This is a genomic window from Curtobacterium sp. USHLN213 (genome assembly GCF_037144815.1).
Lineage (GTDB): Bacteria > Actinomycetota > Actinomycetes > Actinomycetales > Microbacteriaceae > Curtobacterium.
On sequence record NZ_JBBCYQ010000007.1, the window covers coordinates 133,184 to 146,301 of the forward strand.

Here is a 13,118-nt window from a genome sequence, read left to right on the forward strand (position 1 = left end):
GATCTCGGTCGGAGCAGGCCGACGGGTTGATGATGCGGACATGACAGCACCTTTCATAGATCGAGTGATCCAGATAGTGCTCCCGAGGGCGACGCCATGCAAGTCCAGGCGATCAGTCTGTGGAAGATCGAATGATCTAGTCAGGCGACCGCGGGGTGCTCCAGGACCCGGGTGGCGAGCATTGCGATCGTGTCGACGAGGGCCCGCAGGCCGGCATCGCTCAGGCTGCTCTGCCGAATCGCGACTGCCACCTCGCGGCGCACCGCGGGGTCTGGGGTGCGGAACGTGACACCTGCTGGCGCTTCGGTGACTGCCATGCGCGGCACCAGCGCGACTCCCGTGCCGGCGGCCACAAGGGCGAGCTGAACGGAGTAGTCGATGGTGCGGACGGCGATAGCCGGTTCGAAACCGGCGGTGGCGCAGGCTTGGAGGAGCATGCGTTGGCAGGCGGTGCCATCGGGTGCTGCCATCCACTGCTCGTGCGAGCGATTCCGCAGCGGATGCGCCGTGTCGGCAGGTTCGGTGTCCGGGACGGCGAGGACCACTGGCTCTGACCCGAGCTGCTCCAGGTGGATCCCGTCGGGCGCGGTCCGGGGAAGGTTCGAGTAGGAGTGGACGATCGCCGCGTCGATACGCCCGGCCCGGAGTGCCTCAACGGCGTCGTCGGGTTCGAGAACGTCGAGCTCGACATCGAGTGCGCCGCCGGCGTCTCGGAGGTGACGACTGAGCGGCGCGACGATCGTCCGCGCGGCAGTCGGGAACGCTGCGATGCGGTACTTGCCCAGTGAGCCCGCACGGATGCTGTCGAGTTCAAGTTCCGCCAACGTCAATACGGCGGCGAGGTCCCGGCCGTGGCGGGCGAGCTGGGTACCCGCGGCAGTCAGACGGAGCCGCCGCCCCTGTCGTTCCGTGAGGGGCACGCCGGCCTCCCGCTCCAATGCACTGAGCTGCATCGACACACCGGACGCGGTCTGGCGGAGCTCACTAGCGACGGCAGCGATCGTCCCCAGACGCTCGAGATCAGCAAGGAGCTGTAGACGACGTGCATCGAGCATCTAAAACCTCATCACGAGTGATTAATGTGCTCATTAATGGTAACTAGTGCTGATGCTCTTTCGCCAGCATGATCGGGGCATGACCCGCCACGCTGCCACCCTCGCCGGCTTCGCCGTAGTCGTCCTCTGGGCAAGCGCCTTCCCGGCGATCCGCGTCGCCGTCCCTGAGTTCGGTGCCGTCGGACTGTCCTTCGTGCGGCTCGCCGTTGCAGCGATCGCGCTCATCGTGGTTGGGCTGATCATGCGCATCCGGCTCCCACGACTGGCGGATCTTGGCTGGGTAGCGGCGTGCGGACTGACCGGCATGGCGGCATACCAGCTGCTCCTCAACTGGGGTGAGCTGCACGTGCCGGCGGGAACTGCGAGCATCATCGTCTCCGCGGCGCCGCTGGTTTCCGTCCTCGTCGCACGTGTCCTCTTCGCTGAGCGTGTCCCGGTCATCGTCGGTGTCGGTTCGCTCGTTGCGCTGGCCGGGGTGACGGTGGTCTGCCTTGCGCGGTCTGGGATCGGGTTCGGTGCGGCCGCATGGGTGGTGGTCGCGGCGATGGTCGTGCAGGGCATCTACCACCCGTTGCAGAAGCCGCTGCTGCGGAAGTACTCCAGCATCGAAGTCGCCACCTACTGCATGCTCGCCGGCGTGGTGATGACCCTGCCGTTCGTTCCGGTGGGCTGGGCGATGATCGTTCACGCCGGCCCGGCCGGGTGGCTCTCTGCCGCCTACCTCGGATTGTTGCCGTCCGCGCTCGGGTTCGTGCTGTGGGCATTCGCCGTGGCACGGATGCCGGTCGCACTGTCCACCTCGCTGCTGTACCTCGTCCCACCGGTCGCGGTCCTGATCTCCTGGATCTGGCTCGGGGAAGTTCCGTTGGTGCAGGAAGCCGTCGGCGGCGTCATCGTCCTCCTCGGCGTCGCCCTCGTGTCGCAGGGCGAACGGCTTCGCCGCGCCCTCGGACGCCCCAAGACGGAGAACGTGATGGTGAGCTTTCCCGAGTAGAGTGATTGCTCCTGCAGAAGGAGCACCATGCCACTACGATCCGACTGGTCCGAACGCCCCTGCACGATCGCTCGCGGGGTCGACGTGCTCGGCGACCCGTGGAGCCTGCTGATCCTGCGCGAAGCCTTCGGCGGCGCAACCCGGTTCGAGGAGTTCTCCCGCCACACCGGCATCACCGACAAAGCCCTCAGCGGCCGACTGAAGACGATGACCGAGAACGGGCTGCTTGAGCGGGTCGACGCAGCGTCCGGATCGCGACCCCGGCCGGAGTACCGGCTGACACGTGCTGGCGCGGACGCGCTCCCCGTCCTGCACGCCTTCGCCCTCTGGGCCGAGCAGCACGCGCCGAACGCCGAACTCGGCCGTCTCGGCATCAACTGCCGCGCCTGCGGCGCTCGCGCGCAGAGCGCCGACACCTGCCGCACCTGCGGCCACACCCTCGACATTGAGAACACCCGGTGGACCTGGGCCGGCTCCCGCGACGGCGAACAGGTCGACCTCAGCAACGCCCTGCACAACCTCAAAGATGGTCGGCTTGCTTCAAGATAGCTAAACCTGACACACTTTCCTACATCCTCCGGCACGTCGCCGCGAGGGGAAGGGTGTGGTTGCGATGCGGGTATTGGTGGTCGGCGCTGGCGCCGTCGGCGGATTCTTCGGCGGCCGGCTCGCCGCGGCCGGCGTGGACGTGACGTTCCTGGTTCGCGCGGCCCGGGCCGACGCGCTCCGCCGGGACGGACTGCGGCTCGTCAGCCCAGACGGCGCCGTCGCGGCGATCCCCGTCGTGGCGGTCACCGCCGATGAGCTCAACCATCCGTGGGACGTGGTTCTGCTAAGCGTGAAGGCGACCGCCATTATCCCGGCGCTCGACGACGTCGGTGCGGCCATCGGGCCCGACACCGTCGTCCTGCCGCTCCTCAACGGCATCGGACACCTCGAGATGCTCACCGATCGGCTCGGAGCGCACAGCGTCCTCGGCGGCGTGGCGGTCGTCGCCACGGAGCTCGACGCCGACGGCACCGTCCGCCAGCTCACCCCCGGCGGCAGCATCGCCCTCGGCGAGCTCGACGGATCCTGGTCCGAGCGCACGACCACGATCGCGGAGCTGTTCGCCCCCGCGGACTTCGCCACCGCCGTCTCAGACTCCATCGTGCAGGACATGCGCGAGAAGTGGGCGTTCATGGCAGCGGGCGGCGCCGCGACCGTCCTCCACGGCGGCCCGGTCGGGACCATCGTCGCTGCCGACGGCGGACTCGCTGCCGTCCTCGGTGTGATCGCTGAGGTGGAAGCGGTCCTCGCCGCCACGGAACACCCGGTTCGACCGGCTGCGCACGACCGCACCATGGCGGTACTGACAGCGGCCGGATCTCCGTTCACCACCTCGCTGTACCGCGACTTCGTCGCCGGACGGCCAACCGAAGTCGAACCGATCCTCGGTGACCTCGTCGCCCTGGCAGCCCGCGTCCGCGTCGACGTCCCACGCCTGCACTCGGCAACGGTCCGCGCCCGCGTCGGCCAGCCGCACACTTCCGCACAGCACGTTCCGGCGTCGGTCTGAGGAGCAGCGATGAACGACGTTCACTGGGACACCAAGATCGCCGTCGTCGTCCGTGACGACCTCGCCGGATGGCAACGGCTGAACGTCACCGCGTTCACAGTCGCCGGCATCGCCGCCGCCGAACCCAAAATCGTCGGGGAACCATACGAGTACGCGGACGGCGTGACCACCGGAGCGCTTCTGCAGCAGCCGGTGTTCGTGTTCGAAGCGACCGGGGAGAAGCTCACCACGATCGCCGGCCGCGCGCACCGCCGCGGCGTCACGCTGACGGTCTACCCGGAGACGATCTTCGCCACGAATAACGACGCGGACAACCGCGCCACCATCGCCGACCTCGCCTTCGACCAGGTCCGCATCGCCGGCCTCGCCGTTGGCGGTCCGGCGAAAGAGATCGACCGGGTGATCAAGAGCGCAGTGGTGCGGCACCCATGAGCACAGCAACCACCAGCCGCACTCGGACCGCGACGGCCGTGGTGCTCATCGCGAACTTCATGTGCAACCTCGACCTCTGGGTCGTCAACGTCGCCGTCACCGCGATCGGCAAGAACCTCCCCGGCAGCTCCCTCGACGGACTCTCCTGGGTCATCAACGGGTACGCGATCGCCATCGCCGCACTCCTGATCGTCAGCGGCCGCGCAGCCGACCGCTACGGCGTCACGCGCGTGTTCCAAGCCGGCCTGATCGTCTTCACCGCGGCGTCCGTGCTCTGCGCCGGCGCGCCAGACCTCGGGTTCCTCATCGGCTTCCGTGTCCTGCAAGGCATCGGCGGCGCGATGATCACCACCGCGTCGCTCGGCCTCCTGCTCAACACCACGGCGCCAGACGCCCGACCGCACGCGGTGCGCACCTGGGCCGCCGTCGGCGCCCTCGCCGCAGCGACCGGACCGACGATCGGCGGCCTGCTCGTGACCCTGGACTGGCGGTGGGTGTTCCTGATCAACCTGCCCATCGGCGTCGTCGCGATCCTTCTCACCTGGCGACGCGTCCCACGCATCAGCGGACAACACGGCGCCCCACATCCGGACCTCGTCAGCGCCCTCCTGCTCTCCGCCGCCGTCGCCGCGCTCGTTGCAGAGATTGTCGAGGTCCCACAGACGGGCTGGACGATCACGACGATGCTCCTCGCCGCGGCAGTCCTCGTCGCAGCCGGCCTGTTCGTCTGGCGCTCACGAGTCCACCGGAACCCGCTCGTCGACCCGGCAGCGTTCCGGGGCGCACGGTTCGGGCTCGCGAACACAGCGATGCTCGCCTTTTCCGGAGCGTTTGGCATCATGCTGCTGTCGAACTCGTTGTGGCTGCAGAACGTCTGGCACTACGGGCCTGTACGTACTGGCCTCGCGATGGCGCCCGGCCCCCTTATGGTCCCGCTCACCACCGCGGTGGTCCGCCGCATCGGGACGCGGATCCGTCCCATCACCTTCGTCGCGTGGGGCGGCGCGATCTTCGCCGCAGGCATGGTGTGGGGCGTGCTGTTCCGCACCGCCCAACCCGCATACGCTGCCGTGCTGCTGCCGCAGCTCATCGCCGGCGGCATCGGAGTCGGTCTCGCGATGGGCAACCTTCTCGCGACCGGCGCCGCTACCGTGCCGCCCGCACAATCAGGTGCAGGCAGCGGCATCCTCAACACCTCGCGGCAGATCGGCTCGAGCCTCGGCGTCGCCGTCGTCATCACCGCCCTCTCCGCACCCGGCCAATCCGTGCACGGATTCGACATCGCATGGGGTGTTGCCGCGGCCGCTGCAGTGCTGACGACGGGCCTGGCAGCCGTGCTGCACCTTCGAGCGCGTCGAGCGACGTCCGGCTGAGGATCCCTAAGTGGGCGCACCATCCGGCGCTACCTGGTTCGAAGGACTTCGTGCATCGGAGGATGCAATCCAGGAGCTGAGGATGCGGAGCTTGTCATCGGTCGGTGTTCCCGCTGCTGGGGTCCAGATGGTGATGTGCTGATCGACGACGCCGAGCGGTTGGAAGCTGTCCCAGTCGAACCTGAGCGCGCCGACTTCCGGGTGGTGGACGGTCTTCGTGCCTTGCCCGCCGCCGGCCACGTGGCGGTCGGCCCACCACGTGCGGAACTGCGGATACCCGACGGAGAGCTCGCCGACGATCGCTGCAAGCCCTGGGTCGTGAGGGTTGTCGGCTGCTTGGCTGCGGAGGAGGGCAACGCCCGTGCGGGCCATGCCCTCCCAGTCGTCATAGAGGTCTCTCGCTCGTGGGTCCGTGAAGAGCATCCGGACGTAGTTGCGGTCCTGCGGCGGCCGGTGGTCGAGGTCGAGCAGGAGTGCGCCGGCGAGGGGGTTCCAAGCGAGGTAGTCGAGGTACTTCCCGACGACGAAGGCGGGTGTGCCGTCCAACCGGCCGAGGAGCCGTTGCAGCTGTGGGCTGACCGCGCTCTGTCGTCGGCGCGGTTGGACGCGCCGATCGGCGTGCTTCGCGAGTCCTTCGACGTACTCTCGCTCGACCGCGGTCAGCAGGAGCGTGCTTGCGAGGGCGTCGAGAACCGGGGCAGAGGGAGCCGGCCGTCCCTGCTCGATTCGGGTGTAGTAGTCGTGGCTGATCGCGACGGACGCGGCGACTTCTTCGCGGCGGAGTCCGCTGACGCGTCGAGAGCCCGGTATCCCGGCATCGAGGCCGAGCATCTGGGGAGTGAGTTCGCTGCGTCGCGCTTTGAGGAACAGCCCAAGCTCTTCCAGGTGCGGGTTCTTCGCGGCCACGGTCCCTCCGATCGCGTCTCATTGCACTGATGGAAGTGCCGCGCGCGGGTAGCAGGCCCGGGCGCGGCACCGGCGGGTGTGACGCTACGCGGTGACGTGCTTGTGGAAGTAGCGGCTGATGTTCGCGACGGCGTAGTCGACGTGCTTGTCGGAGTCGTAGTAGTCCCAGTGGTTCCCGTCGCACCAGGCGAGTTCCTTATCGCCCTGCGCGGCCTCGTAGAGTGCCTTCGCGTTCTCGGGCACCGCGGACTCGTCGGAGTGCACAACGATCGTCGGCATGGTGATGTCCGATGCCCGGGCGAGAGCGTCGAAGTCGAGCCACGTCGTCCAGGACTGCACGTTGAGCTTGCTCGTGTACTCGGGGACGCCGCCGCGAGCGGGGTTGTTGTAGTAGTCGTACGCGCCCTCGATCGGGACGTAGTTCGCGGCGTCCGGCTCCGTCTCGCTGTAGACCGTAATGAACGTCTCCTCGCCGGTCTGGTCAGCCTTCTGCTTCGCGGCGGCAGCCTGTTCCAGGCGCTCAGCGATGCCGTCTTGGCTGTAGGTGGCGTCGAGGACGGCCGGGGTCACGAGGAACCCAGCGGCGGTCGCGAGTGCCTTCACACGGTCGTCGCCAGCGGCGAGGAACGTGGCGTTGCTGGCGGAGGTACACACGCCGAGCATGCCGACAGCCTCGACGTACGGCAGGTCAAGCAGGAACGTGACCGCGGCCTGCAGGTCGGCAATCTTCTCGGCAGGAACTTCGAGCTGGCGGGGCGTGCCCTCAGAGTCGCCGTAGTGGGCGTAGTCGAACGCCAGCGTGACCAGGCCCTGCTCCGCGAGCTTCTGCGCGTAGGTGCCGGCCATCATCTCCTTCACGGAAGTGAACGAGCCCTGCACGATCGCGGCCGGGTAGTGGCCGTTCTCGTCGAAGTCGGTGGGGGTGAACAGGTTTCCGACGAGCGTCAACCCGTCACGGGTGAAGTTGACCTTCTGCATGACCCCACCCTCGGTCGGACCGAGACGGCCGACAATGGGAAAGATTCTTCCTAGACACCGTCACTCCCGCTCAATGCCACCCGCGCGCCGTCTCGATAGCCGATCGCCCATTGAGACGTCTACCCCGTCGTTCTCCGAGGCTGGTCCTACTATCGCTTGTCTGAGTGGCGGCCCCGGAGGACGACGAAGGTCAGTACGATCGCCAACCCAACAGCCAAGATGAGCACGCCGTACAGGTGGTGCTCGACTCGCGCGAGGAAGGACCCCGTCCCGAACACGGCAAGTCCGAACGCGAACAAGACCCAGAGCCAGACGGGTGTGCGACGGCCCGGCTCGATGTCATCTGGCATGAGCCGAAGCTACGCTGCCTCGACGCGGGTCGAACGTCCGATAGCCGATCGGCTATTGGTCGCCCGATAGCGAGTATCAGCGGCCGTTGGACGAGTCGTGGTTGTCGCTCGGGGCGCGGGAGGGTCGTTGCGTCAGCGGACGACGAGTCGGATGGGCTCGATGGGGATCGGTTCGAAGCAGGCGACGAACTCCGCCGCGTTCCCGGAGGTAGTGGCGACCGGTGAGTCCACGATTGTCAACGTGTCACCACCCGCGGCGACGAGCGAGCGAAGCGCCTCGGCCGTCGTCGTCACCGTCGCCGCAGCATCAGCGGGGATGTCAGTCCGCAACACCGCGACCCCGCGCCGGATTTCCAGCGCGGCGCTCGTTCCGGTGTCGGTGAACACGAAGCCGACGGTGACGTGTGCGTGCTCGGCGGCAGCGGCGTCGACTCGGACGCGGAGGGCGTCGATGATCTTCTCCGGCGGGAAGAGGGCGACGATGTCCGGCGGAGAGAAGCTCAGGGACTTCGCGGAGTCGATAGCGTCCTCGAGTTCCAGCGCTCCTCCGAGCGCGAGGTTGCGCCAGTACATGTTCTTCTGTTGGAAGGCCCACGCACGCATCGCGGCGGCTTTCAGGCGGCGAGCTTCGGTGTCGTCGTGGTTGACACGGACTACGTGGGTCAGGATCTCCATCGCCCACCCGCGCTCACCGGCGTCGATCGCTTTCTGGGCTGCGGCGAGGACCGAGTCGCGTCCTCCGAGTGCGTCGACATACCTCGCCGCCTTGTCGTGGTGGGCCGGGGTTGCCAGCTCGGTCGGGTCGCCCTGATACCACCCGAGCAGTCCGTCATAGATGTTGCGAACGGAATGCTCGGGAGTGCCGTAGTACGGCTGCAGCCATGGGTCGGTCCGGAGGTGCACGGGCAGGCTCTTGGCGACGAGGTCGAGCTCCTCACGGGTGAAGCCCTTGTTGATGTGTCGCACCGTTTGGTCGTGGAGGAACTGGATCGCGTCGCGGTAGTTCGTGATCCGCTCGGTGATGAAGGCGTTCCCAACCCATGGGCGCATGTGCGATCCGGAGTACGAATCCGCCCCGCCAGCGTGGTCGAGGAGCCGATCCACGCCCTGCCGCCAAAGTTCCACGTCGCGGTAGGCCGTGCCACGGAGCGTGTATAGGTTCGGGAACGACTCCCCCTGGATGGTCTCGGAACCGTGGACGTGCTTCAGGTCTGAGAACCAGGCGTCGATCTCGTCTTGCGCGTCACCGTAGGCGTGGAACACCGTCATGCGCACCCCGGCGATGACCAGATCCTCGCTCTCGCCGACGGTGATCGTCGGCATGAACGTCGACACCGGCGCCGGCTTGAACAGCGGGCCGAGGCCGCCGTGCACGGACCCGTCAGGCCCGACCGGCACCACCGTCACGAGAGACGAGCGTGCGCCGAGGATCGGCCCGATGAGGCTCGCGTCGTTGATGAGCCAGTCCGTGAACGACTCGTGGGTGATGACGTCGACACGTCCTTCGTGGACGTCCTCCTTGCTGACACCGAGTCCCGAGATGGCGAACGCGTGGTCCGGGTGCCGGTGCGTGTACACGACCGCGCGGACAGGGAGGTCCGAGAACTTGCGGAAGTCGGTCATGACCTCGGATGCTGCACCGTCGTTGAACCCAGGGTCGATGATGATGAGCCCGTCGTCGCCGACGACCATCGTCGGCGAGCAGAGCTGGTAGCCGACCGCCGTGTACACGCGGCCAGCCACGGGCATGTAGATCCGCTTACCCATCTGACGTGCCCACGCGGTCTGCTCCGAGTGGACTCTTGGGTCTGCGTCTGTCACTGTGAGCGACGGACCCGCGTCGTAGACGACCGGGGCCAGGTTGTCCTTGAAGCCGTCGAAGAACTCTTCCCACTCCTCCACCGTGCGCATGCGTGCTTCTCCTCAGTCGGCTTCTATGCAGCACCTCAACATCTGACATGGGACGCCTGAAGGCTCCACCCGTTCTGGGTGAACCTGCCGTTCTCAACGCGTCGGAGAATCCGTGCATGGCGGAGCGACGAACACCCAACATCTTGTTCTTCCACGTGGACAACCTCGGTTTCGGGGAGCTGAGTTCCTATGCGGGAGGGCCGTTCCGGGGTGTCGTGACGGAGCGGATCGACGCGTTCGCGGCGGAGGGCTTTCGGCTGACGAACTACTCGCCGGAGGCCCAGTGCACACCCACGCGCTCAGCCCTCCTCACCGGTCGTCATGCGATCCGCTCGGGAACACAGAGCGTGCCGATCGGTGCGACCGATGGATGGGGCCTCGTCCGGTGGGAACGCACCCTCGGTGATCTGCTCGATGACGCTGGGTACGCTTCCGCGGCCTACGGCAAGTGGCATGTCGGGGAAGGGCCCGGACGGTGGCCCACTGACCACGGTTTCCGGGAATGGTACGGTCCTGCACGGACGTACGATGAGGCGCTCTGGCCGACGGACCCGTGGTACCGCCCCGGCCGGGATCGTGTCTCCCGGATGCTCGAGATCCGCGCTGGCGACGACGACGTGACCGAACGGGAACAGCTCACCTTGGAGGTCCGGCGGGACTGCGATCTCGAGTACCTCCGCCGCGCGGAGGGGTTCATCCGAGCCGCGCGCGAGGACGACGAGCCCTTCTTCGTGTACTTCAACCACTCCCTCATGCACATGCCCACCGTTCCCCGTGCCGAGTTCACGGGTTCGAGCGGGCAGGGCGAATGGGCCGACTGCCTCCTGGAACTCGACCACGACTTCGGTCAGCTGCTCGACCTCCTCGCCGAGCTCGACCTGACCGAGGACACGATGGTCGTGTTCGCGGGCGACAACGGGCCCGAGGACGTGCTGCTCTGGCGTGGGAGCCCCGGGTACTGGGAGGGGTCGTACTTCGCCGGCGGCGAGGGAAACCTCAGGACGCCGTGCATCGTCCGGTGGCCCGGCCAGATCCCCGCAGGGCGGACGAGCAACGACATCATGCACGTGACCGACTGGTTCACCACGCTCCTGAGCGCCGCGGGGGTCGACGCGCCGTCGGACAGGGCGATCGACGGCATTGATCAGTCCGCCTGGCTCACCGGAGCAGAGGACCGCTCCGGTCGCGACGGGTACCTCTACTGGATGGGGTCCGAACTGTACGGCGCCAAGTGGCACGACTTCAAGCTCGTCCTCGTCGCCCAGCGCTACCTGGAGGAGGCAGCATCCCGATTGCCGACACCTCGGATCGTCAACCTCATCACCGACCCGCAGGAGCGTGAGGCCATCGCCCTGCCACACCTGCACACCTGGACGGCGGAGCACTTCAACCGCATGATCGCCGACTTCGGACACAGCGTCCGAACCGAGCCACTCATCCCGCCCGGCACCGACGTCGACCACACACCCGACCGGGGTTGACGAAACCATGGCCACACCGGAGGTGCAGATCGACGGGGAGGACTACCCGCTTCGATCACCACTGCTCGTCCTCGTGCTGACCGTCGTCACGGTCTTCATCTACTGGCTCGTCTGGTACTTCGACGTGAACGACCAGACCAGACGGCTGCTCCGCGACGAGCGGATCAAGCCGTGGCTGTCGCTCCTCGCGATCGTCCCCGGCGGACTGCTAATCGTGCCCGCGTTCGTCTCCATCTACCGGACCGGTGCTCGCATCCGCCGAGCCGAGCTGCAGCTCGGCGTCGAGAAGCCTGTTCATCCTGCACTCGGGGTCGTCTGCGCCTTCCTCACCACCGTCACGCTCATCTTCGCCGGCGGAACCGGGTACTACTACCAATCACATCTGACCGCCGCCTACCGCGCTCAAGATGCTCCGGAGCAGCTCGCCGAAGCAGCGAAGTCGTAAGACGCTGGTGCTGGTGCTGCACAAACTGGCACGAGACGCATTCCGCAGTCAGTCACCGACAAAGAGCGACGTGTCCGGTAGACGATCTTCTACCGGACGGCGCGAGCTGCAAGTATCGGGCCATGGCACTTTCAGACATCTTGGCGGCCCTCGGGCTGGCCGGAGGCGTAATCGGCTTCTTCGTCGCTCTCGCGGCACGCAAGAAGGCGGACGAGTCAGAGAGAGTTGCCAACGACGCTCGAGCGGACGCTGCAGCAGCCCTCTCGCGCAGCGCAGATTCGGGTGAGCGGATTGCGGAGGCCGTCGAAAAGATGGCTGCAGTCGCTTCTGAGCCAGACGTCGACCTCGTCCGCGTGTACGAAGAAGCCCTGAACGCGAAGGTGGAGTGGGCAATCGAGGAACGCGTAGACGCGCACTCGTACCGGCTGCGAAACGCCGGAAACGTTGGCGCTGAGGACGTGCAGATCAGCGCCGTTCCCTCCGAGCATGCAGCCCTCCTCGTCGGAGGTAGCCTCGGCAATCTAGACGCCGGCCAGGCCGGTGTCTTTCACACGTCACCACGACTGACGCTGTCACTTCGCCGGATCGCGGTGAGCTGGTTCGAAGCAGACACCGGACAGCAGATGTCGGCGGAGCTGGCTCTCCCCTGACCGCCTCCGGCACGCCGGGTCCCCAACCACCACTGACCATTTCGATACACGATCGGGTCAAGGAAGTATTGGACGAATCTCGTGGATGAACTCAGCTGACGTGGACCGAGCTGGGCGAAGCTGCCAGACGCCGCTCGCCTCACAGCGTGGCGCGAGCAAGCGGCACGTCGGAACCATGCGGGTCTCGCAAGCCCGTCGTGAGGCGCGCGACTTGATGAGCTGAGGGCGTGTGCGCGGCCGACTGGGGCGAGGCGTCGCACATAGCTGGTCCGTTTTGGTTCGCATCAGCGGGACGCCATACGGACGGTGACGGGAGCGCTCATAGGGCTGATCAGCGCCACGTCCAGGCGGCTATGACGCGCTCCGCTTCGGGCGCTTCCGACCCGAAGTGGTGCCGGCGGGACGGGTTCGCCACTGACCCTTGTCGGGCGCTTTCCTTGAACGGGGAGCCCCACGGTGCGCGCGGAGCGCGCAGTCAGGGCAGCCAGCGGGGTACTTGGAGGTGTGATTGTCCGGTCGGACTGCGAACGCGCCGTGCTCGCTGCACGCGACGCTCACGTCCGTCTTCGCGTCGACGTAGACAACCTCGCTGTAGTCGTAGCGGCTGCCATGGATCTTCTGCGCCTTCGCGATGAATCGCTCGCGGCGGAGCTCGACGCGCGCGTTGAAGCCCTTGCAATCGCGGCACCCCTGCCCGCGCTGCGGACCCCATGGCGTGTCACGGATGCGGCGGTGCTCCCGAGGGGTTAGAGCGAAGGGCCCGTGGCCGGGGCAGATGATGGTGACCTTCGTGTCGCCGTTGATGTACGCCGCTTCGACGAGGGAGTAGTCGTAGCGGCCCTCGTGCAGCTTCGTAGCGAAGTCGATGAACTCGGCGGCTCGTTCTTCGCGGGTTGCGGTGCGGTAGTCCATTGGTGTCCTCCAGGAGTTGGTTCTCCTGCCCCTATGCGCGACCCCGGAGCCCGGCTGTGACCTGTGCCTGTCC

At 67.0% G+C, this 13,118-nt stretch carries 13 protein-coding genes; 8 read left to right on the forward strand and 5 right to left on the reverse strand.

Translation table 11 applies throughout. The features are described 5' to 3' along the window. Positions 1–140: 140 nt before the first annotated feature. Positions 141–1,055: a LysR family transcriptional regulator gene (locus WFH25_RS11420; RefSeq protein ID WP_336697759.1), complete on the reverse strand. Its 915-nt coding sequence runs from the start codon at positions 1,053–1,055 to the stop codon at positions 141–143. A 52-nt stretch (positions 1,056–1,107) separates the two neighbouring features. On the opposite strand from WFH25_RS11420, the gene WFH25_RS11425 reads away from it, so the two are divergent. The 5 genes from WFH25_RS11425 to WFH25_RS11445 all read left to right on the forward strand — a co-directional run bounded on the left by WFH25_RS11425 (position 1,108) and on the right by WFH25_RS11445 (position 5,412). Continuing rightward, positions 1,108–2,049, forward strand: coding sequence for a DMT family transporter (locus tag WFH25_RS11425; protein WP_336697760.1), 942 nt, complete (start codon positions 1,108–1,110; stop codon positions 2,047–2,049). A 27-nt stretch (positions 2,050–2,076) separates the two neighbouring features. After that, positions 2,077–2,598 (forward strand): winged helix-turn-helix transcriptional regulator, encoded by a 522-nt coding sequence (locus WFH25_RS11430; RefSeq protein ID WP_336697761.1) that lies wholly within the window; start codon positions 2,077–2,079, stop codon positions 2,596–2,598. A 64-nt stretch (positions 2,599–2,662) separates the two neighbouring features. Continuing rightward, a complete protein-coding gene (locus WFH25_RS11435; protein ID WP_336697762.1) occupies positions 2,663–3,607 on the forward strand; it encodes a 2-dehydropantoate 2-reductase in 945 nt (314 codons plus the stop codon). 9 nt (positions 3,608–3,616) lie between these two features. Next, a complete protein-coding gene (locus tag WFH25_RS11440) occupies positions 3,617–4,039 on the forward strand; it encodes a DUF2000 domain-containing protein (RefSeq protein WP_336697763.1) in 423 nt (140 codons plus the stop codon). Beyond that, positions 4,036–5,412, forward strand: coding sequence for an MFS transporter (locus WFH25_RS11445; RefSeq protein ID WP_336697764.1), 1,377 nt, complete (start codon positions 4,036–4,038; stop codon positions 5,410–5,412). The genes WFH25_RS11440 and WFH25_RS11445 overlap by 4 nt, the downstream gene beginning before the upstream one ends. Before the next feature lie 6 nt (positions 5,413–5,418). Here the strand turns inward: WFH25_RS11445 and WFH25_RS11450 are convergent, their stop codons facing one another. The 3 genes from WFH25_RS11450 to WFH25_RS11460 all read right to left on the reverse strand — a co-directional run bounded on the left by WFH25_RS11450 (position 5,419) and on the right by WFH25_RS11460 (position 9,557). Then, on the reverse strand, positions 5,419–6,318 hold the full coding sequence (locus WFH25_RS11450) for a helix-turn-helix domain-containing protein (protein ID WP_336697765.1): 900 nt from the start codon (positions 6,316–6,318) through the stop codon (positions 5,419–5,421). An 84-nt stretch (positions 6,319–6,402) separates the two neighbouring features. Beyond that, positions 6,403–7,296, reverse strand: a complete 894-nt coding sequence (locus tag WFH25_RS11455; RefSeq protein ID WP_336697766.1) for an alpha/beta hydrolase — start codon at positions 7,294–7,296, stop codon at positions 6,403–6,405. 482 nt (positions 7,297–7,778) lie between these two features. Then, a complete protein-coding gene (locus WFH25_RS11460; protein ID WP_336697767.1) occupies positions 7,779–9,557 on the reverse strand; it encodes an alkyl sulfatase dimerization domain-containing protein in 1,779 nt (592 codons plus the stop codon). Positions 9,558–9,673: 116 nt separating this feature from the next. Between WFH25_RS11460 and WFH25_RS11465 the strand changes: the two genes are divergently transcribed. From WFH25_RS11465 to WFH25_RS11475, 3 genes are all read left to right on the forward strand, one after another. Further along, on the forward strand, positions 9,674–11,038 hold the full coding sequence (locus tag WFH25_RS11465; protein WP_336697768.1) for a sulfatase-like hydrolase/transferase: 1,365 nt from the start codon (positions 9,674–9,676) through the stop codon (positions 11,036–11,038). Between the two features lie 7 nt (positions 11,039–11,045). Further along, complete coding sequence (locus WFH25_RS11470) at positions 11,046–11,483, forward strand: DUF4234 domain-containing protein (protein WP_336697769.1); 438 nt, start codon at positions 11,046–11,048, stop codon at positions 11,481–11,483. Between the two features lie 122 nt (positions 11,484–11,605). Continuing rightward, positions 11,606–12,133 (forward strand): hypothetical protein, encoded by a 528-nt coding sequence (locus WFH25_RS11475; protein ID WP_336697770.1) that lies wholly within the window; start codon positions 11,606–11,608, stop codon positions 12,131–12,133. Positions 12,134–12,484: 351 nt separating this feature from the next. Here WFH25_RS11475 and WFH25_RS11480 read toward each other — a convergent pair whose 3' ends face one another. Next, the gene (locus WFH25_RS11480) at positions 12,485–13,045 is read right to left on the reverse strand and encodes a hypothetical protein (RefSeq protein WP_336697771.1); all 561 of its coding nucleotides are present in this window, start codon (positions 13,043–13,045) and stop codon (positions 12,485–12,487) included. Positions 13,046–13,118 lie beyond the last annotated feature (73 nt).

Bases quoted from the DNA above. Each gene is read 5' to 3' on its own strand.
- WFH25_RS11470 (WP_336697769.1), top strand. From the start codon at position 11,046: ATGGCCACACCGGAGGTGCAGATCGACGGGGAGGACTACCCGCTTCGA.
- WFH25_RS11480 (WP_336697771.1), bottom strand. From the start codon at position 13,045: ATGGACTACCGCACCGCAACCCGCGAAGAACGAGCCGCCGAGTTCATC.
- WFH25_RS11430 (WP_336697761.1), top strand. From the start codon at position 2,077: ATGCCACTACGATCCGACTGGTCCGAACGCCCCTGCACGATCGCTCGC.
- WFH25_RS11420 (WP_336697759.1), bottom strand. From the start codon at position 1,055: ATGCTCGATGCACGTCGTCTACAGCTCCTTGCTGATCTCGAGCGTCTG.
- WFH25_RS11435 (WP_336697762.1), top strand. From the start codon at position 2,663: ATGCGGGTATTGGTGGTCGGCGCTGGCGCCGTCGGCGGATTCTTCGGC.
- WFH25_RS11440 (WP_336697763.1), top strand. From the start codon at position 3,617: ATGAACGACGTTCACTGGGACACCAAGATCGCCGTCGTCGTCCGTGAC.
- WFH25_RS11465 (WP_336697768.1), top strand. From the start codon at position 9,674: ATGGCGGAGCGACGAACACCCAACATCTTGTTCTTCCACGTGGACAAC.
- WFH25_RS11425 (WP_336697760.1), top strand. From the start codon at position 1,108: ATGCTCTTTCGCCAGCATGATCGGGGCATGACCCGCCACGCTGCCACC.
- WFH25_RS11455 (WP_336697766.1), bottom strand. From the start codon at position 7,296: ATGCAGAAGGTCAACTTCACCCGTGACGGGTTGACGCTCGTCGGAAAC.
- WFH25_RS11475 (WP_336697770.1), top strand. From the start codon at position 11,606: ATGGCACTTTCAGACATCTTGGCGGCCCTCGGGCTGGCCGGAGGCGTA.
- WFH25_RS11445 (WP_336697764.1), top strand. From the start codon at position 4,036: ATGAGCACAGCAACCACCAGCCGCACTCGGACCGCGACGGCCGTGGTG.
- WFH25_RS11460 (WP_336697767.1), bottom strand. From the start codon at position 9,557: ATGCGCACGGTGGAGGAGTGGGAAGAGTTCTTCGACGGCTTCAAGGAC.